Below are 19323 nucleotides of genomic sequence, written 5' to 3'. Positions count from 1 at the left end.
AATCTTATTTTTAAGCAGCAAGAGCTTTTTTAACAAAAGCATCTAATCTTGCTGATTTTCTTGCTCCATTATTTTTGTGATAAACACCTTTTGAAACTGAAGTATTTATTATCTTGTGAGCATAAGAAACCAATTCTTTTGTTTTAGGATCCTTAGAAGTTGCGGCAATTTTTGCTTTTTTGATAGCTTTTTTCACACGAGATTTCATTGCAACATTATATTCTCTTGATTTTTCGTTAGTTTTTATTCTTTTAATTTTTGATTTAATATTAGCCATCAGTTTCTTTATATACCTTTCTTATTTTTTTGTCTTAATTAACTTGATATGTGCTGAAATGTATCAAAAATTATAATAAAAATAATTGTTTTTATTTTAATATTGTTAAAATTTTTTCTATGACTGGTTATATTGTCGGTGTTGTAATTTCTTCAATATTAATAGTAAGTGTTTTTGTTCTATGATTAATACTTTGGATCAGAAAAAATAATAAAGATAATGAATTAGCAAAAAAAGGAAAAATGACAGAACAAGCAATAAATGAAAAATTATCTTTGTGGGCTAATGTAAATGATGCGCTTTATATACCTTCAAGTATGTTTAAATATGATGGAAATAAAATTTTTGAAGTTGATGGGATTTTGCTTACAACAAGAGCTCTAATTTGTATTGAAGTAAAAAATATTAATGGAACTAAGATTTATGGTTCTGGAAATGAAAAAGAATGAGTTAAAGTTATTGGAGAAAACAAACATATGATTAAATCTCCTATATTACAAAATGACAAACATATCGATCATATAATTAAAATGACAAACATTAAGATGCCAATAGTTTCTTTAATTATTTTTGATTCGACATCGTGCAAAGAACTTGAAATTAGTAATATTCCAAGTCATGTTGTTGTTATTAGATCTAATGAATTAGATTCTACGCTTGAAGGAATTATTTCAATGTTGATTCCAAAAATATCAAAAAATGAAATTGAAAATATGTACCAAAAATTAATTGATCATCAAAGCAACGATAAAAAAGATAAAGAATTGTTAATTTCTTTTGCTAAGGAATACAATGAAAAAACATTCACAATTTAATGAAGGAAAGAACATTTTTAACTCTGTTGAGTTTGAATTAAAAAGAAAAAAAATTAAAAATTTAATAATTAGATTAAATTCTAGAAATAAAATTGTTGTTTCGATTCCATTAAAGATTAGTGATGAAATACTAGTTAAATTTCTTGAGCTTAATTTAGATAAATTTAACAAATACTCTCAAGAAAAAGAAAATAAAAAATCAATTAATGAAAAAGAAAATTGATTTTATTTGTTTGGCGAAAAAATTTTTTATGATGTTGATAATGAAAGTAAGAAAATGATTATAAATAATAAAAAAATATCATTATTAAATAAGACAAAAACTGAGGCAATAAATCAATATCGAAAAAAAGAATTAAAGGTGTATTTGTTAGTTAGACAATTACAATTAACAAAAATTATGAATATTGAAAATCATGTTATTATTGTTAGAAATAAAGTTACTGCTTGAGCAACAAATCATGTAAATAAAAAAACAATATATTATTCAATTAATTTATCTTCATTTAGTAAAGAAATAATTGATTATGTTATAGTTCATGAACTTGCTCATAATAAATTTGCAAATCATTCACAAGATTTTTGAAATTTAGTTAAGTTTTATGAAGAGAACTATAAAATTAAACGTTCTAAATTAAAAAAATATATTTATAGTTAAATATAATTAGTGAACTATGAATTATAAAAAGTTGATAGAATCAATTAAAACATTTGAAGATTATAAGCTTGTGAAAAGCAAAATTTTTTCGAAAGAAGGACCAATTTTTGAATTACAAAACAAAATTAAAAATGCACTTATTGATGAAAAAGTAGAATTAGGCAAAAAACTTTCTAGTTTAAAATTTGAGATTGATCAATTGTTAGAATTAAAAATTAACGAAATTAAAAATAAAGAAATTGAAGAAAAAATTTTAAAAGATCAAAATAACATTTATTCTTATAGCGAAGATTTTATTAATTATCATCCGTTATTTTTGATTAGTCAAAAAATTAGAGAATGATTTTTGCAAAATGGTTATTTTGAAGAAAAAGCATTAGAAATAGAAAGTGATTATTATAATTTTGAACAATTAAATATTCCGAAAAATCATCCTGCTCGCGACATGCAAGATACTTTATACTTAAGTGACAATATTTTGTTAAGAACGCATAATACTGGAATAACTGCAAGAATGTTAGAAAAATATCAAAACAGCGAATTTTCATATTTTACTATTGGCAAAGTTTATCGTAATGATGCAGATGATCAAACTCATTCACATCAATTTAGTCAAGTTGATTTTTTATCTGTAGGCAAACACAATATTCAATCATTACTTTGAACAATTCAATCATTGCTTTCTTATGTTTTTGAAGAAAACATAAAAATAAGAACAAGACCTTCGTTCTTCCCTTTTACTAAGCCTTCAATTGAGGTAGACATGTTTTATAAAGGTGCATGAGTTGAAATTTTGGGAGCAGGAATGATTGATGAAGATGTATTAAAATTGGCTGGATATAAAGAACCAACTAAATTTAGAGGTATTGCTGGTGGTGTTGGCATTGAAAGAATTGCAATGATTAAATATGGAATTAAAGATATTCGTGAATTTTTTAAAAATGATTTAAGAATGATTAAGCAGTTTAGATAAAAAGAAAGGAGAAAATTAATGTTTTTTTCAGAAAAAAAATTGAGAGAATTGGCAAATTTGAATAGTCAAGTTAAAACTGAATATATTTTAGAAGCTATTAATTCAATTGGTTTTGAAGTTGAATCAATTCAACCTTTCAATAAAAATGAAAATTTAAAATTTGGTCATGTTTTAAATGTGTCAAAAAATCCTAACTCTGAAAAATTAACTGTTTGTGAAATCGAATTTAATGATACAAAAAGAACCATTCAAACAGCAGCAACTAACGTAAAAAAAGGAGATTATATAATTGCTTTTATTCCAGGTTCAAAATGTAATGGTATTGAAATAAAAGAAAAGCAAATGGCAAATATAGTTTCTCAAGGAATGCTTGCATCTTTTGGCGAATTAGGATTCTCTTCATCATTATTAACCAAAAAAATGAATGAAGAAATATTAATTGTAGATAAAGTAGATTTATCACTTAATCCAATCGATTTTTTTTCTTTAAATGATAATATCATTGAAGTGTCTATTCTATCTAATCGTTCTGATGCTCAATCTTATGAAATTTTTGCAAAAGAATTGGCAGCATATTTCCATTCAAAAATTAATTATGACGCAAATAAAAATATAAAAGAAACATTTTTTTCAAAGATAAAAATTGAAACTAGTGAAACCAATTTATTAAATGGAATAGAAGTTAAAAATAATGAGAATTTTAAATTGTCGATTAATGATTTGATTTTGTTATTAAAATCAAATATAAAACTTGAAGAAAATGATATTTTAAATTTTGCAAACCTTACAATGATTATTACAGGAGTATCTTTAAGAGCTTTTGATGGCAATAAAATTTTAGAAAATATTAGAATTAATGAAGAAAAAAAAATAACATATTTAAATGATGGTAAAAATAATATTTCTTTACTAGGTATTGATGTTTTTGAAGAATATCAGGCAAATATAAATTCAAGAAAGATATTTTTTGAATTTTCACAAATCGACGAAAAAATAGTTAGAAATAATTCAAAAATTAGCAAAAAAATAACTTATAGTTCAATTAATAATTCGCGCGTTATATCATTAGGATTAATCAATAATGCAAGAAATTTCATTGCAAAATACTTTGAAGATTTTTCACAATTAATTAATGACATCAAAGCAGATAATAAAAAGATTAAGTTTGATAAAGAATATTTAAATAATTATGCTGGTTTCGAAATTGTTAAAGATGTAAAATATAAAAATTCAATAAAATCTTTGGAAATTCTTGGTTTTAAATTTAATGATTATATAAGTTTTCCAAATACAAGACATGATATTAAGAATATGCAAAATATTGTTGAAGAAATATTTAGATTTTATGGCTTTAATAATTTTAAACCGGAACAAATTGAATCAAAAACTTTAATTGTTGATCCCATTGATCAAATCGAAAAAAAAATTTCTGCTTTAGGTTACAAACAAGCATGAACTTATACTCTAATTAATAAAGAAAAAAATACATTTAATCCTTTTAATTTTAAAGAAAATAAAAATTTAAAAACTTTTGTTTCTGAAGAATTTAATTCTATTCGTAATTCAATTGCTTTCCCGTTATTAAATGTTTTTGAATATAATTTCAAAAGAAAAATTGAAAATATTTCTTTATTTGATATTGGAATGATTAATGATAAAAAAGCAATTATGATCGCTTCTAACACAAAGACATATCTTGAAATTAAAACTGATATTGAAAGAATAACTAATCAAAAATTTGAAATTGTTGAATTAGACAATGAATATTTACATCCTAATTATAATGCTGGTTTATTTATAGGTGGTGTAATGGTTGGTTGGATTGGTAAATTTAATCCATTTAAGATAAATAGCGATGTGATTTTTGCTGAGATTTTTGAAGATTGTATTTATAAACAAAATAATAAATTTTTTGAGTTTAATTCAAACCCTCTAAAAGAGAGAGATATCACTTTTGAGATTAGTAAAAAATATGAAAATGCAATGTACTTAAATTTTTTGAATTCAATCGATGGTATTTATTCAATTACATTAATTTCTACATTTAAAAAAGACGATATTGATAGATTAACATATAAAATTTTAATGACAGATGAAGCATTAGAAAAATTTGATAGCATAGATTGAAATGATAAAGATAAATTATTCAAAATATAAGTATGAAAAATATAAATATATTTACAAAAAAGACAAGTTTTAAAGAAATAACTATTTCTGTAATATCATTGATATATTTTTGTGTTGTTGTCTTTTATATTTTTATGGATGGTTTTGGTAAAAAAGGATCAAGCGGAGTTTCGGGTTTTATTGAACAAGATAATTTAAGAAAATCTTTAGGTGATTGATATCAACTAGTTTTTTATACTTTTCAAGTTAATATTTATTTCTTAATTATTGGAATATCTTATGTTTTTTTACATAATAATAAAGTTGTTAAAAATTTATTTTTTTGTTCTTCTTCTTTGCTGCTATTTTGTTTTTTTTCGATGACTGTTTTCAATTTTAGTTCATTTAAAACTAATGCTTATGAAGCATCAAAAACTTTATTTGTTCATTGTTTAATACCACTATCAAGTTTTTTTATGGTTTTAAGTATTAGGAGTGAAATATTACTTGAATATAAATGAATGTGAATTAATTCTCTTTATATTCTCTTTTATGTTGTTTTAACAATTATTATTTATTATACATTTACATTTTCACAAGATTCTCAGTATCCTGGTAAACCATTATGAATATATAAATTTTTAAATTATGATTATGAAATAATGTTTGTGCCTTTACAAAATTTGAGTTTTACTATTTTAGGAATAATTGCAACTTTATTAATTTCAGCGCCAATAGGAATGCTATTATTTGTATTCATGAAATTTTGTTTTTTTATAAGAATTGAGCCATTTAAACCTAAAAAAATTAATAGAGAGTTATAGATAGATTTAAAAAAATTGAAATACACTTATTTACAACGTATAAGTGGATTGTGCATAAAATGAAAAGTTATCTCCATAAATAAAATAAAAATAATTTCATAATATATAATTTTTATGGTGGATGTTTTGTTCACCATAATTTTAAAATTATTTTTATAAAACAAAGAAGGAAGTTTAGAAAATGGCAAAAAGAATAGCTATTAATGGATTTGGGAGAATTGGAAGATTAGTATTTAGACAAATTTTTGAATTAGGCCTAGAAAAAGAATTAGATGTTGTTGCAATTAACGACTTAACATCTCCAGAAATTTTGGCTCATTTGCTAAAATACGATTCTGCTCAAGGAAAATTTAACGGCAAAGTTAAAGCCAAAAAAGATGCAATCATTGTAAATGATAAAGAAATTAAAATTTATGCTGAAAGAGATCCTAAAAATCTACCATGAAAAAAAGAAAAAATTGATGTAGTGGTTGAGTCAACAGGTTTCTTTACATCAAAAGAAAAATCACAAGCTCACATTGATGCTGGTGCTAAAAAAGTTGCTATTTCAGCTCCTGCTGGAAATGATGTAAAAACAATAGTATTTAATGTTAACGACGATCAACTAAAAAAAACAGATGTAATTATTTCAGGTGCTTCATGTACAACAAACTGTTTAGCTCCTATTGCTAAAGCAATTGATGATGCTTTTGGAATTAAATCAGGATTAATGACAACTGTTCATGCTTACACTGGAGATCAAAGATTAGTTGATGCTCCTCATTCAGATTTAAGAAGAGCCAGAGCAGCAGCAGTTTCAATTGTTCCTTCATCTACAGGCGCAGCGAAAGCTATTGGATTAGTTTTACCTAAACTAGCAGGAAAATTAGATGGATTTGCAATGAGAGTTCCAGTTATTACTGGTTCAGTTGTTGATTTGACATTTGAATTAGAAGATAAAAAATCAAATGAAAAAATAACAATCGATATGATTAATGATGCTGTTAAAGTTGCTGCTAAAAAAGAAATGAAAGAAACTTTAGAATATTTAACAGATCCTATTGTATCAAGAGATATTATTGGGTCAACAGCAGGTTCATTGTTTGATCCAGCTTTAACAAAAGAAATTGTTGCTAAAGACGGCAAAAAAATGTTTAAAGTTGTTTCATGATATGATAACGAAACATCATATGTTTCTCAATTTGTTAGAACATTGAGAAAATTTGCAAAAATGTAATTAAATTTCTCTATAATTGACAAAAAACAAGACTTTTTGTAAAACTACATTAAAGTCTTGTTTTTTATTTTTTTAAATTAACATTTAATAACTTATTTTTTAATAAAACTCGTCGTTTTTTTTTTTTTTTATATCGGGTGTATAATGATTAAAGAAAGCGACAAAAATACACGTTTTCTAGAAAGTGAGAATTATGAAAAAAGTTCAAAAAATGACTTTAATTTCAGTTGGATCTTTGGTAGCAACTACTCTTTTTGTAGTGCCAATTACCCTAACTGCAATTTCATATAGTTCTATTAGTAAAAATAATGGAAGTACATCAATTAATAAACCTATTACTGATAGCGGTCAAATAAATGGCAATCAAATTACAGAACCTGTGAAAGTTGAATCAATAGATGGGGCAAGAATTAAAATTAGAGAAATCTTTTCTGATTCAAGAAGTATAGAACAAAAATACGAATTAACTCTTGTTAATAATGATGAAAAAGGTGAAGTGAATTTCGTAGATGATAATGGACAAAATATCGGAAAGGTAATGGAAGTTGTAAGAGGTCAACAAGTTCATGTTAAAGTTAATGTTAAACCTGAATATCAAGATACTTTAACAGTTGTTAACTTTTGAGTATATGATGTTGCTAACCCAAATTATTCATTAGGTGTTACAAAAGTTGATGATAATAATTATCATTTTACAATGCCAGATGGAGAATTTGCTGATGATTTTTATGTATCAGGAGAACTAAAAGCATCAATTACTTATGGTCAAAAAGCTCTTGGCGCTTGAGAATTTGATTTCAAATCAAAAACATATGTATTAAACATTACAGAAGATAATTTTGTATTTGATGATGTTGCCAATCCAAATTTAAAAATGCAACAATATCCACAAACAAATTCTTTTGTTGTTTATAGCATGAGATTAAATGGACATAATGTTATTATTAAAAATATGACAATACCTAAAAATGTTCAATTTGAAGTTTTAAATGATTATTCAGTATTTAACGAACAAACAACAGAAAATTCTCCTGTTTTAGGATTTGCAGAAGATGGCAAATTAGTACAAAATGGTGCTGCAGGTTTATGAAGAGGTGTTAGATTAACTAAAAGAACATTAAGTGAATTTAATTGATCTTCATGAGGACAAGATGAAAATATTCTTATCGTAGGTGATGAATTTAATAAATTATCATCAGAAAGAAAATAGTTTATAACTGTATGTTAGAAATAAAAAAACACTCTTCTAGAGTGTTTTTTTATTCATAAAAATTAAAGTAAAAAATAAAAAGTGTTTTGTGTTCAAAAAAATAAAATAATCATTCGTTTTTTGTTTTTTAAATTTGTCGTAATAAGTTTTTATATGTTAAATTTATATAATTAATTTTAGACTTATGAGTAACAAAAAAGAAAAAGAAGAAAAAATAACTTATCACAATATTAAGAGGGCAACTAATTTGAGTATTGGAACAATTAGTCGTTATTTTAATAATGGCTCAATTTCTTCAAAAGCTAGAAAAGAAATTGAGAAATATATTAAAAAAACTAATTATAAACCAAATATTGGAGCCAAATTAATTAAAGGATATGATAATTCAGTTTATCTAGTTGTATGTAATATAAAAGAATTAGCTATTCTAGATATTGTTTCAGCGATTACTAATTGTTTTAAATTAAAAGGGATAAATGTTTATGTTGTAATTAGTTCGTATGATCACGACGAATATTTTGAATCACTCAAAAAAACAATTAATAGAAAGCCTAAAACATTAATTTTATTAACTCCTATAATGTCTGATAAGTTAAGAAATTATATAAATTCAATTAACATAGATACCTATGTATATGGTGATGATACAACAAACAAACCAACAATTTCAATTGATGAGAAAAAAATGATGTATGATTTAACTTCATTAATAATCAAGAATAATAAATTTAAAAAAATAATTTATATTGGTAAAAATGAAACAGATTATACAACTGGTAAATTAAGATATGAAGGATTTAAAAAATCTATTATTCAATCAACAATTGATTATGAAAAATATTTAATTGAAAATAATACAGTTAACGATATTGAAAAACTTGTAAAAAAAATAAAACATAAATTAAAAGATCCTAATTTAATAATTATTTGTGGTACTCACACAATTTTTAAATATTTAATTTTTGAAAAATATATAAATAGATTTAGATATGAATTAACAGATATTGGTTATACAAACGAATATGATTATATTGACAATACTTATAAATACAAAATATTCATTGATTTTTACAAAATAGGATATTTATTGTACAAATTTAAGAATAATAAAATCCAACAAAATACAGTTATTAACAATTTTTTAATTATTGAAAAATAAATTTTTGCAAAATCTAAAAAACAATATAAAATTTAATTGGGAATAAAAATGGAAACATTTCCAAAATAAAGGATAGTTAGTATGCAAAATAAGTACGAAATTTTAATTCCTGCACTAATTGAAAGATTAGGAGGAGTGGACAATGTTGTTGCTGCAACACATTGTGTTTCAAGACTTAGATTAGTCTTGAAAGACGAAAATCTTTTAGATTCTTTATCTATAGAAAAACTGCCATTAGTTAAAGGTGTCTTTAGAGTAAATGGTCAAGTTCACATTATATTTGGTCAAGAAGTTCCAGATGTTTATAAACAATTTATTGAATATCCTGGAATGTCTTCTAAAGCAGCGACTGCTGCTTCGGTTAAACAGATAAGTGGTCAAAATCAATCATTTATGAAAAGAATGATGAATCATTTAAGTGAAATTTTTATGCCATTAATTGCAATTTTAGTTGCAGGCGGTTTGATTTTAGGTATTAGAAATATTCTTGAAACTGAATGAGTCCCAGGAGTAAGTGCTATTAGTAAAAGTTCTTTTTTTAGAGGATTAAATGATTTTTTATGAATACCGGCTTGTGCTGTATTTTGATTTTTGCCTGTTTTTATAGTTTGATCTATTTTTAAAAAAATGCAAGGATCACAAATATTAGGTATTTTGATTGGATTAAGTTTGCTTGTTTCACTTCCTTCATTATATCAACTATCAGATGCTCTGTCTGGGGTTAAAAAACCAGGAGATCCTAATTATGTAGCTCCAAGACCTGTTGGATGATGAATGATTGCTGATTTTTTTACAAAAACACCTGCAGATTTTACATTTTCAGGTTGAGGTTCATATCCAATAAAGGTAGGTTACACATCACAAGTAATTCCAGCTATTATGGTTGCATTTGTTGGTGTTTATATTGAAAGATTTTTAAAAGCTAAAACACCTGCTGTATTGAGACAAATTATTGTTCCTTTAGTGACTGTTTTAGCATCTTATACATTAGCTATGGTTATAATTGGACCTATTGGATTTGTAATTGGTACAACAATTTCGATCATTTTTTCATTAGCGTTAACAAATTCAGTTGCTAAATATATTACAGCCCCTATTTTTGGATTGTTATATGCACCATTGGTAATTACAGGATTACATCATACATTAAATGCTGTTATGATTCAAAACCAAGGAGCTTTAGGTGGATCTTTAATTTTTCCAATTTTAGCTCTTTCAAATATTTCTCAAGGAGCTGCTTGTTTAATGTATGGAATAATGAATAGAAAAGATGAAAAAATTAAACAAACAGCTTATCCTTCAACAGTTTCAGCTTGATTGGGTGTTACAGAACCTGCTATGTATGGAGTTAACTTAAAAAATTCATATTGTTTTATTTCAGCATGTATCGGTTCGGCTGCCGCGTCTACATTGGCTGTTGCAGCTGGTGTTACATCAAACGGTATTGGAAATGGAGCTTGACTTGGAACAATTACAATTCAACCAAATTCACCAATTGAAGGTGTTAATACATGAGTAGGAACAGGTTGAACATGATTTTTGATTTCAGGATTTTTAGGAACAGGAATTTCAATGGTTCTAACATATTTTCTATCAAAAACTAATTTCGATTTATTTAAATGATTTAAAAATAAATTTAAAAAATCATCAGAAAAATTAAATATTCATAAGATAACAAATGAAGCTTTATCAATTGGTGATGGTAAAGTTTATTCATTGGATACAGTTGAAGATCCAACATTTAAAAATAAAATTTTGGGTGATGGTTTTGCAATTGATTGTTTTGATGGAAAAATTTATTCACCAATTTCAGGCAAAATTGAAGTAGTCGCTCCAACAAAACATGCTTATGGAATAATTTCAGATGATGGAGTTTCAATATTAATTCATATTGGTGTTGATACTATTAAGTTAGATGGACAAAATGTTTTTAGATCGTTTGTAAATCAAGGCGATTATGTAAAGGCAGGAAAATTAATTTGTGAATATAATAGAGACAAAATAATCAAAGCTGGTTTAGATCAAAGAGTGATGTTATTAGTTACACAAGATTCTAAAAAACAAATTTCAAGCAAATGAGATTTAGAAGAAATTAGAAAAAAAGATTTTGCATTTAAATTTAATTAATTTTAAAAAAGGAAAATTATGAAAAAATTAGGCAATAAAATTGTTTATGAATTATATCCAATTTCATTTATGGATTCAAATAATGATGGATATGGAGACATAAAAGGAATTATTGAAAAATTAGATTATTTACAATTATTAGGAATTGATCTAATTTGAATTACACCTATTTTTAAGTCTCCTAAAAATGATAATGGTTATGATATTTCAAATTATTGCGAAATTGATCAATCATTTGGAACAATGGATGATGTAGATAATTTAATTGAAGAAGCTAAAAAAAGGAATATAGGAATTATGTTTGATATGGTCTTCAATCACGTATCTACTGAAAGTGAATGATTTAAAAAAGCTCTTGAAGGTTCTAAAAAATATCAAGATTATTTTTATATTGTAAAGAGCAATGATAAAGTAAATCCTCCATGTAATTGAGTTTCTAAGTTTGGAGGTCCTGCTTGAAAATATGAAGAGAAATTTAATGGATGATATTTGTGTTTATACGACAAAACACAAGCAGATTTGAAATGATTAAATCCTGAAGTTAGAGAAGAATTAGTTAAAGTAATGAAATTCTGGATTGATAAAGGGATTAAAGGATTTAGATTTGATGTTATAAATGTTATTGGTAAATCAGGCAAGTTCATAAATGCTGAAGATAATATAGGCAAATCATTTTATACTGATCAACCAATTGTTCATAAATATTTAAAAGAAATTAATAAAGCTTCTTTTGGGAATATTGAAGATTTTATTACTGTTGGCGAAATGTCATCTACAACAATTGAAAATTGTATTTTATATTCGAATCCAAAAGAAAAAGAACTAGATATGGTATTTAATTTTCATCATTTAAAAGTTGATTATAAAAATGGTGAAAAATGAGAAAATAAACCATGAGATAAGAAAGAATTTAAAAGATTGATTCAAACGTGACAACTTAAACTACAAGATAGAGGTTGAAATGCTGTATTTTTAAATAATCATGATCAACCAAGAATAAATTCAAGATATGGTAATGTTAAAAAATATTGATTTGAATCATCAACATTATTTGCTACATTGATTTTTACACTTCAGGGAACGCCTTTTATTTATCAAGGTGAAGAAATAGGAATGACTAATCCATATTTTGAAACAATTGATCAATATAGAGATGTTGAATCTATTAATGCTTTTAATGAAATGAAAGCAAAAGGGATGGATGAAAAATTGATTCTTGAAATTCTAAGCGTTAAGTCTAGAGATAATTCAAGAACTCCAATGCAATGAAATGATAGGAAAAATGCAGGATTTTCAGATGTAAAGCCTTGAATTGATGTAGCAAAAAATTATAAACAAATTAACGTTGAATCACAAATAAATAATCCTAATTCTGTATTTAATTTTTATAGAAAATTAATTAAATTAAGAAAAGAAAATGAAGCTTTATTTGAAGGGAAGATACAATTTATTGATTCAGAAGATAGCTTAATAATTTTTAAAAGAACAACTTTTAATAAAGAACTTGTTTCAATTTTGAATATATCAGATCAAGAAGTTTGTTATGATGTTAAACAATTTAAATACATAGATATTTTGGTTAATAACTATAAAGAAATTGATTTAAAATCAATCAAACCTTTTCAAGCTCTTGTTTTAGAAATTGAAAAATAGTGTTTAAAAGATTATTTAATGTAACATAAAAAACTTTGTTTTTTTATATAGTTAAATATCTAAGATAAGATCATTTTTATTTACTTTTTTGTTAATTTTTATATTTAATTCTTGTGGTTGAATTTTTGAATCACTAGTTATAATACAAATTACATCAGAAATTATTTGATGTTTTTTTAATGAATCCAAATCCACACTGGCAATTAAATCTCCTTGATTTACATTATCACCAATATTAACAAATGATTTAAAACCTTCACCATTTAAACTTACAGTATCAATACCAATATGAACAAGCACAATTAAACCATTTTTATTTTGAATTCCATAAGCATGTTTTGTTGGAAACACCGAAATAATTGTTCCTTTAATTGGAGAATAAATATTTCCATCATTTTGTTGAACAACAAATCCTTTTCCAAGCATACCTCCAGAAAATACGCCATCATTTAAAGAATTTAATGTTTTAACTATTCCGTTTTCTACAGGAGAAAAAATCTGATTTTTTCTTTTTAAAAACAATCCCATTATTTGTCCTCTTTTCTTATTTTTGTTGTTGAATAATATCGTTAATTTTATCTGCTAACAATGCAGCCTCTCCACCGTAAATTATTTGAATTCCATTTCCTTTTAAAATAATTCCTTTTGATCCTGTTACGATGAATTTATCTTTTTGAACATTATTTATATCTTTAACAGTAACTCTTAATCTTGTAGCACACGCACTTACTTCCACAAGATTATCTAATTGCCCTAGATATTCAATAATATTTTTTACTTTTTCATCATTGTTTTTTGAAGAATCTTGATTTTTAGCTTTCATTTCATTGTAATCTTTTTTACTAATTAATGTCATTGGATTTCCATTTCTTCCTGGTGTAGCTAAATCAAATTTTTTAATAAAGAACCAAAAACTTCCAAACATTAATAAACCTTCTGCTGCTGCTAATACAAATGCTCAATAGAAGTTTGTTCCTTTTAGTATTGGAACAGCTCCATAGATTATTAAATCAATAAATCCTCTTGCAAATCCAACTCCAACATGAGCTCCTAAAATTTCCATAAACATATATGAAAATCCTGAAATTGGAACATATAGTAAGTAGTAAAGCGCTGGTGCACAGAACAAGAAACTAAATTCTAATGGTTCTGTAATTCCTGTTAAAAAAGCGACTATCATTGATGATCCAATAATTGTTGCAACTTTTTTTCTATTTTCTTTTTCAGATGTCATAATCATAGCAGCACCAATTCCAATACATGCACCTAAATATGTTGGATAATCTTGAGTAAATCTCCCTGCATATACTCCAACATGACTATCAAATCATTGAAATAAAGGTGTTGAATTAATTGTATTTAATGAAATTGAATTAATAAAATTTCAAATATTTTGATCTCCTACAATTGATCCGCTAAATGTATCGTTACTTGTAAATGATGTTCATGATTTCAAAATTTCTTTATAGATTTCACTATCTGTTGAAATTTTTTGGTTTTCAAGTGCTTTTTGAATTAATTCACCTTCTAATACTCCTCCAAATTCTGTTTGAAATGCCATAACAATTGGAATGTGGTGTAGTCCAAATGGCATTAATGATCTTCCTAGCATTCCATACAATAATCCGCCTGTTCCATATGGTGCTCTTTGGATTCCTTTACCTATCAAAAAAATCAATTGTCCTACTCATGGTCAAAAAATTAGAAACATTAATGAAAGTAAAAACATGGTCGGAATTAAAATAAATGGCACTAATCTAATTCCTGAAAAAAAATCAAGAGCGCTAGGTAATTTTTTTGTTGAAAATTTATTGTAAATTATTGAAGTAATGCCTCCAACAACAATTCCACCAAAAATAGATGTTTGCAATGTTGTCATTCCTAAAGTTTTTGTAGTAATTCCAACAATTTCTTTATGAAATCACATAATAGATATTGGATTTCCATTAGTGTCAAATTGAATAAATGCTAATTGTGAAGATGAAAATACTAAAAATGCAAGAGCTGACATAAAACCTGAAGCTCCTTTATCTTTAGAAAAAGTAATAGTAATAGCAATACAAAATAACAAAGGTAGATTAGCAAAAACTACATCTGACATTCCTTTGAAAATATTTGCGAAAACTTGACCTAAATCAGTTTTAACATTTGCTCCAATTGCTCCTCCGATTCCTAACAATAAACCAGCTATTGGTAAGATTGCAATAGGAATCATCAATCCTCTAGAAAGCTGTGAAAAAAAAGCTTTTATCTTCCCTTGATTTTTATTATTTTCTTTTTTATGAATAAAAAAATTTTTAATACTTTGTATATTCATATTTTTTATCCTTTCATTCTTTTTTCTAACTCATTAAAATATCTAATAGTTATGTCTTTTGGACGAGTTATAGCTGAACCAACGACAACACTATGAGCTCCTAATTTTAAAACGTTAAAAATATCATCATGTTCTCAAAAACCACCTTCTGCAATTAAAGGAACATTAATTTTAGTTAAACATTCTTTAATAAAAGAATAATTATTTTCAATATTTGACCTACCTGCTGTATCTTTTGTATAACCTCTTAATGTAGTGCTAATTAAATCAAAACCTAGTCGGTTCGCATTAATTACATCATCAATATTTGAACAATCTGCCATTAAAAGTGTTTCTGATGATTTTTCTCTGATATATTGAATTAATTCTTCTAATGTTTCGTTATTTGGTCTTTTTCTTAATGTTGCATCTAGAGCAATGCAATCAACTTTCAATTCTAAAAGATCATCTATTTCTTTTTTTGTTGGTGTTATAAAAACTTCAAATCCTTGATATTTTTGTTTAATTAAACCAATAATTGGAAATTTTGTAATTTTTTGAATAGATTGAATGTGGTCTTTTTGAGATAGTCGCAAAACTTGTGCCCCTCCTTCAATAACTGATTTTGCAACTAAGGTAATTGCTTCTACATTATTTAATGGTTCTTGGTCCACCGCTTGACAAGAAACAATTATTTTATTTTTTGTTATTTGTAAAAATTTGTTTTTTTGAACCATAACAATTTCATTTTAGATAATAAAAAGTTAACTTTAAAAAAATTGGGAAAATTTCCCAAAGTAATTCATTATTTTTTATTGTTTCATTTATTAATAAATTGTTTATTATTTTCAATAATTCTTTTATCGTTTTTTTGATAAAAAATTTCATAGAAAATTATGTCTGAAATAATTAATTGACAAATTTTAGAACTTGTTGCAATTATCCTTTCTTTTTTTTCCATATCTTTATGGATAATTTTATACTTAAATTCTTTTGCATAATTTTCATTTGCTGTAACAACTAAGATATCAAATAAAAATTCTTGTTTATTCTTTTTAAAAAATTGAATTTCTTTAGCAACTCCTGATTTTGTAAATAAAATTAATAAATCAGTTTTTGAAAAATTAGAAAGAATTAAGAGTGAATTATGAATATCATTTGATGCAGAAATTGAAAAACCAAGTTTTAACATATTATTAGAAAATTCAGTAGCAGCCAAATAAGAAGAACCTATTCCAAAAACTAAAATTTGTTTAGCTTTGCAAATTTTTGAAATAATTTTAGAAAGATTTTTAATATCTAAGTTCATAATTGTTTCATTAATTGCAAAATTATTATATGACTTAATATTATTAACTCTATCTTTGGTTGTTATGTTATCCTTAATATTAAAAAATAAATCATTGAAAATAATTGATTCATTAACATATTGTTTCATTGAAAATAATGACTCAAAATTTAATAGTTTTACTAACCTTTGAATTGCTGATTTAGAGCAATTAATTTTTTTAGAATATGAAACTAAATCTAATTCTACAAATTCTTTTGGATTATCATTAATTCTGTTAATAATTTCATTTTCTACAATAGAGTAGCTTTCACTATTATTAAAAATTTTATTCATAATGTGAACTATAAAAAAATTATTTAAACAATAAATTTAAATTATTTTTTATTTTTTCTATTTTCTTTTAGTTCTTTTTTTAATCTTTTTTCTTGTCTTTTTTTAGCATCTATTCTTTTTTGTTTTTTACTATTGATTCTTGACATTTTTACCTCTATTAAATTTAAGAAATTTCCAAAATAAAATATAACACAACTAAAGACCATTTTATAATAAATATTTCAACTATAATTTACTTATTATAGTTATGAGTGAATCAATAAGAAAATTTAAAAACAATGATGAATTAATTAAAGATTTGGAAAATAGATCGTTAATATTTCCTGATGAAAAATCTAAACAAATATTTAAATCATATTTAATACAATATGGTTATTTTTCTTTTATTAAAAAAATGTCGCATGATTTAATGTATTCAGATATTGATCAAAAAATTTTTAAAAAAGAATTTACTTCTAACAATTTAAGATATTTATTCGATATTGATAGAAATATTAGTGTTATTATTTTTAAATATTTTCGTAATATTGAGTTTTTGTTGAATTCATCTTTATTAAAAGTTATTGCTAAAAAAATAAACAAACATGCTAAGTGTCCATATATTGCTGCACTTGATAATGAAGGTCTAACAGAAATTTTTCCTAAAATCGATGATAAGATGCCTAAATTTAAGAAATATGATAAAAATACGTATATTAATTTTTATGAAGATATATTCAAAAATTTCAATAATATAGATTTTGATTGTCGTGAAGCTATTAAAGAAAATAAAAGTAAAGAAAGTAATGAAATAAAAGATTTGATTAAAAAAGGTTGATTTAAAGATTTTATAAATCGACAAATTAAAAAACCAAAATCAGATTGAGAATATTTAGATATTTTTTCATTATTTCAAACACTTACATTTTCTCAATTATTAAGAATTTTTTCTTACTTATCTACTTCTTCAAAAAATGAAGTCATTAAAGAATTTTTTAATGACTTTAAACCTTCAAACAAGCATTTTAAATTAAAAGAAGAAGCATTTAATAAACTTATTAATATTTTTTCAAATTTAAGAAACGTTTTGATGCATAATGGAAGTTTGATTCAAATTAGTTTTGAAATCGATGAAATAAATAAAGAAAATTTTGAACAATATTTTGATATTAAAATTCCTTCAAATGAAATTAAACTCAATGAAATTATTACAATTACAGAATTAATTGTAGATATAAAAAATAAGATATTTAATGAGATAAAAGAATCAATAAATTATAAATTAGAAAATAGAACTAAAAGATCTGATGAAATATCAAATTTAATATTTGAAATTATTGAAAAAGAGTCAAGAATAAAAATAAAATAAAGAATATAGATTAAAACAAATAATTTATTTTTATTATCTTGTATAGCCAAAAAGAATTATTTAACCCAGTTAATGTCTTGCTTCTCTACAAGATCATAAATAGTCAATTTATCCGAATCAACATTTTTATTATCTTTTAGAGTAAAACCGGTCAATCTTTCGTTGTTATAAGTATTGTAATATAGGCTTAATGTTTTTGAGCTATAACAATTTGTATAGATTGTAATTTCATATTTAGACTGATGACCTATAACAGTTCCTCTGGTTTGGGCTACAGATTTTAATGTATGAAAATGTTGTGTAACATCAGCTTCTTCATTATCATCGCATTTTGATGTTGAGTTAGTATAACACGCTCTTACAAATCTATCTTGTGAAGCTAACCCTCCAGGAAGCCCCGTTGTTCCTGTACCATTAGAAATTATTTTGATATTTTCATTATACAATTCAACTCTTTGATTTGGGTTTAGGTTAGCATAATGATTCATATTTTCTAAATGATAAGGAAATTCAGGATTGTTAGCAAGAGTTTTTAAAGGATTATCATAAATACTTAATCCATTTTTTGTAGATTCAATAACTATGCATTCATCTTCATCACACATCATTCAGTGAAGTGGTGATAAAGGTAGTTTATTATTAAAAGAAATATTGATTAAATTCACGTTATTTAAAAGATTTTTAGCTTCTTTAACATTTGAACAAGAACCCAAAATATATGGAATAAGTTCAAATGGTGTTATATTTATAAAATTATTTTTTATATCAAAGTATTTTGCATATCCATCAAAGTTTAATCCAGCAACAAATAAACCTTTTTCATTCATGGCATCATAATATAATGGATAATCATCAACAACCATAGCCATACCTATGATTGCATGATTCATTGTTATTTGTTCATTGTTAGCTCTTAAATTTAGTTTGTAATTTCTAGGTGTGATTACAACTTTAGTAAAAGGTAATTCAAATTCTAAATCTAAATTCCTTCCAAAATAATTTTTTTTATGTTTAATAGCTGTACACATGATAAAACC

General features: G+C 24.6%; 17 protein-coding genes. 11 read left to right on the top strand and 6 right to left on the bottom strand.

Translation table 4 applies throughout. The features are described from left to right. Positions 1 to 10: 10 nt before the first annotated feature. A complete protein-coding gene (gene rpsT / locus ACJA28_RS01765; protein ID WP_022935469.1) occupies positions 11 to 277 on the bottom strand; it encodes a 30S ribosomal protein S20 in 267 nt (88 codons plus the stop codon). Positions 278 to 396: 119 nt separating this feature from the next. Here rpsT and ACJA28_RS01760 point away from each other — a divergent pair, with 119 nt between their 5' ends. The 10 genes from ACJA28_RS01760 to ACJA28_RS01715 all read left to right on the top strand — a co-directional run bounded on the left by ACJA28_RS01760 (position 397) and on the right by ACJA28_RS01715 (position 13018). Next, positions 397 to 1092, top strand: coding sequence for a nuclease-related domain-containing protein (locus ACJA28_RS01760; RefSeq protein ID WP_022935470.1), 696 nt, complete (start codon positions 397 to 399; stop codon positions 1090 to 1092). Next, positions 1070 to 1750: a YgjP-like metallopeptidase domain-containing protein gene (locus ACJA28_RS01755; protein WP_022935471.1), complete on the top strand. Its 681-nt coding sequence runs from the start codon at positions 1070 to 1072 to the stop codon at positions 1748 to 1750. Before ACJA28_RS01760 ends, ACJA28_RS01755 begins: the two co-directional genes overlap by 23 nt. A 16-nt stretch (positions 1751 to 1766) precedes the next feature. Beyond that, complete coding sequence (gene pheS, locus ACJA28_RS01750) at positions 1767 to 2723, top strand: phenylalanine--tRNA ligase subunit alpha (protein WP_022935472.1); 957 nt, start codon at positions 1767 to 1769, stop codon at positions 2721 to 2723. Positions 2724 to 2741: 18 nt separating this feature from the next. Then, complete coding sequence (locus ACJA28_RS01745; protein WP_022935473.1) at positions 2742 to 4880, top strand: phenylalanine--tRNA ligase subunit beta; 2139 nt, start codon at positions 2742 to 2744, stop codon at positions 4878 to 4880. 2 nt (positions 4881 to 4882) lie between these two features. Then, complete coding sequence (locus tag ACJA28_RS01740) at positions 4883 to 5653, top strand: hypothetical protein (RefSeq protein WP_022935474.1); 771 nt, start codon at positions 4883 to 4885, stop codon at positions 5651 to 5653. Positions 5654 to 5834: 181 nt separating this feature from the next. Then, entirely contained in the window at positions 5835 to 6869 is a 1035-nt protein-coding gene (gene gap, locus ACJA28_RS01735; protein WP_022935475.1) for a type I glyceraldehyde-3-phosphate dehydrogenase, read from the top strand. Positions 6870 to 7062: 193 nt separating this feature from the next. Next, complete coding sequence (locus ACJA28_RS01730) at positions 7063 to 8079, top strand: hypothetical protein (RefSeq protein WP_022935476.1); 1017 nt, start codon at positions 7063 to 7065, stop codon at positions 8077 to 8079. 184 nt (positions 8080 to 8263) lie between these two features. Further along, positions 8264 to 9238, top strand: coding sequence for a LacI family DNA-binding transcriptional regulator (locus ACJA28_RS01725; protein ID WP_022935477.1), 975 nt, complete (start codon positions 8264 to 8266; stop codon positions 9236 to 9238). 81 nt (positions 9239 to 9319) lie between these two features. Then, positions 9320 to 11365: a glucose PTS transporter subunit IIA gene (locus ACJA28_RS01720; RefSeq protein ID WP_022935478.1), complete on the top strand. Its 2046-nt coding sequence runs from the start codon at positions 9320 to 9322 to the stop codon at positions 11363 to 11365. Between the two features lie 18 nt (positions 11366 to 11383). Then, complete coding sequence (locus tag ACJA28_RS01715; protein ID WP_022935479.1) at positions 11384 to 13018, top strand: alpha,alpha-phosphotrehalase; 1635 nt, start codon at positions 11384 to 11386, stop codon at positions 13016 to 13018. 51 nt (positions 13019 to 13069) lie between these two features. On the opposite strand, the gene ACJA28_RS01710 is transcribed toward ACJA28_RS01715, so the two are convergent. The 4 genes from ACJA28_RS01710 to ACJA28_RS01695 all read right to left on the bottom strand — a co-directional run bounded on the left by ACJA28_RS01710 (position 13070) and on the right by ACJA28_RS01695 (position 16938). Continuing rightward, positions 13070 to 13546: a glucose PTS transporter subunit IIA gene (locus ACJA28_RS01710; RefSeq protein ID WP_033379078.1), complete on the bottom strand. Its 477-nt coding sequence runs from the start codon at positions 13544 to 13546 to the stop codon at positions 13070 to 13072. Between the two features lie 16 nt (positions 13547 to 13562). Further along, on the bottom strand, positions 13563 to 15335 hold the full coding sequence (locus ACJA28_RS01705; RefSeq protein ID WP_051122437.1) for a PTS transporter subunit EIIC: 1773 nt from the start codon (positions 15333 to 15335) through the stop codon (positions 13563 to 13565). A gap of 5 nt (positions 15336 to 15340) precedes the next feature. Then, a complete protein-coding gene (locus tag ACJA28_RS01700; protein ID WP_022935480.1) occupies positions 15341 to 16051 on the bottom strand; it encodes an N-acetylmannosamine-6-phosphate 2-epimerase in 711 nt (236 codons plus the stop codon). Between the two features lie 68 nt (positions 16052 to 16119). Then, on the bottom strand, positions 16120 to 16938 hold the full coding sequence (locus tag ACJA28_RS01695) for a MurR/RpiR family transcriptional regulator (RefSeq protein WP_022935482.1): 819 nt from the start codon (positions 16936 to 16938) through the stop codon (positions 16120 to 16122). 247 nt (positions 16939 to 17185) lie between these two features. On the opposite strand from ACJA28_RS01695, the gene ACJA28_RS01690 reads away from it, so the two are divergent. Continuing rightward, the gene (locus tag ACJA28_RS01690; protein WP_022935484.1) at positions 17186 to 18286 is read left to right on the top strand and encodes an Abi family protein; all 1101 of its coding nucleotides are present in this window, start codon (positions 17186 to 17188) and stop codon (positions 18284 to 18286) included. A 56-nt stretch (positions 18287 to 18342) separates the two neighbouring features. Here the strand turns inward: ACJA28_RS01690 and bsh are convergent, their stop codons facing one another. Beyond that, complete coding sequence (gene bsh / locus ACJA28_RS01685; RefSeq protein WP_022935485.1) at positions 18343 to 19314, bottom strand: choloylglycine hydrolase; 972 nt, start codon at positions 19312 to 19314, stop codon at positions 18343 to 18345. Positions 19315 to 19323: the final 9 nt, after the last annotated feature.

This window comes from Mesomycoplasma moatsii (assembly GCF_045276915.1).
Lineage (GTDB): Bacteria > Bacillota_I > Bacilli_A > Mycoplasmatales > Metamycoplasmataceae > UBA710.
This window is presented reverse-complemented; position numbering and strand designations above follow the sequence as displayed.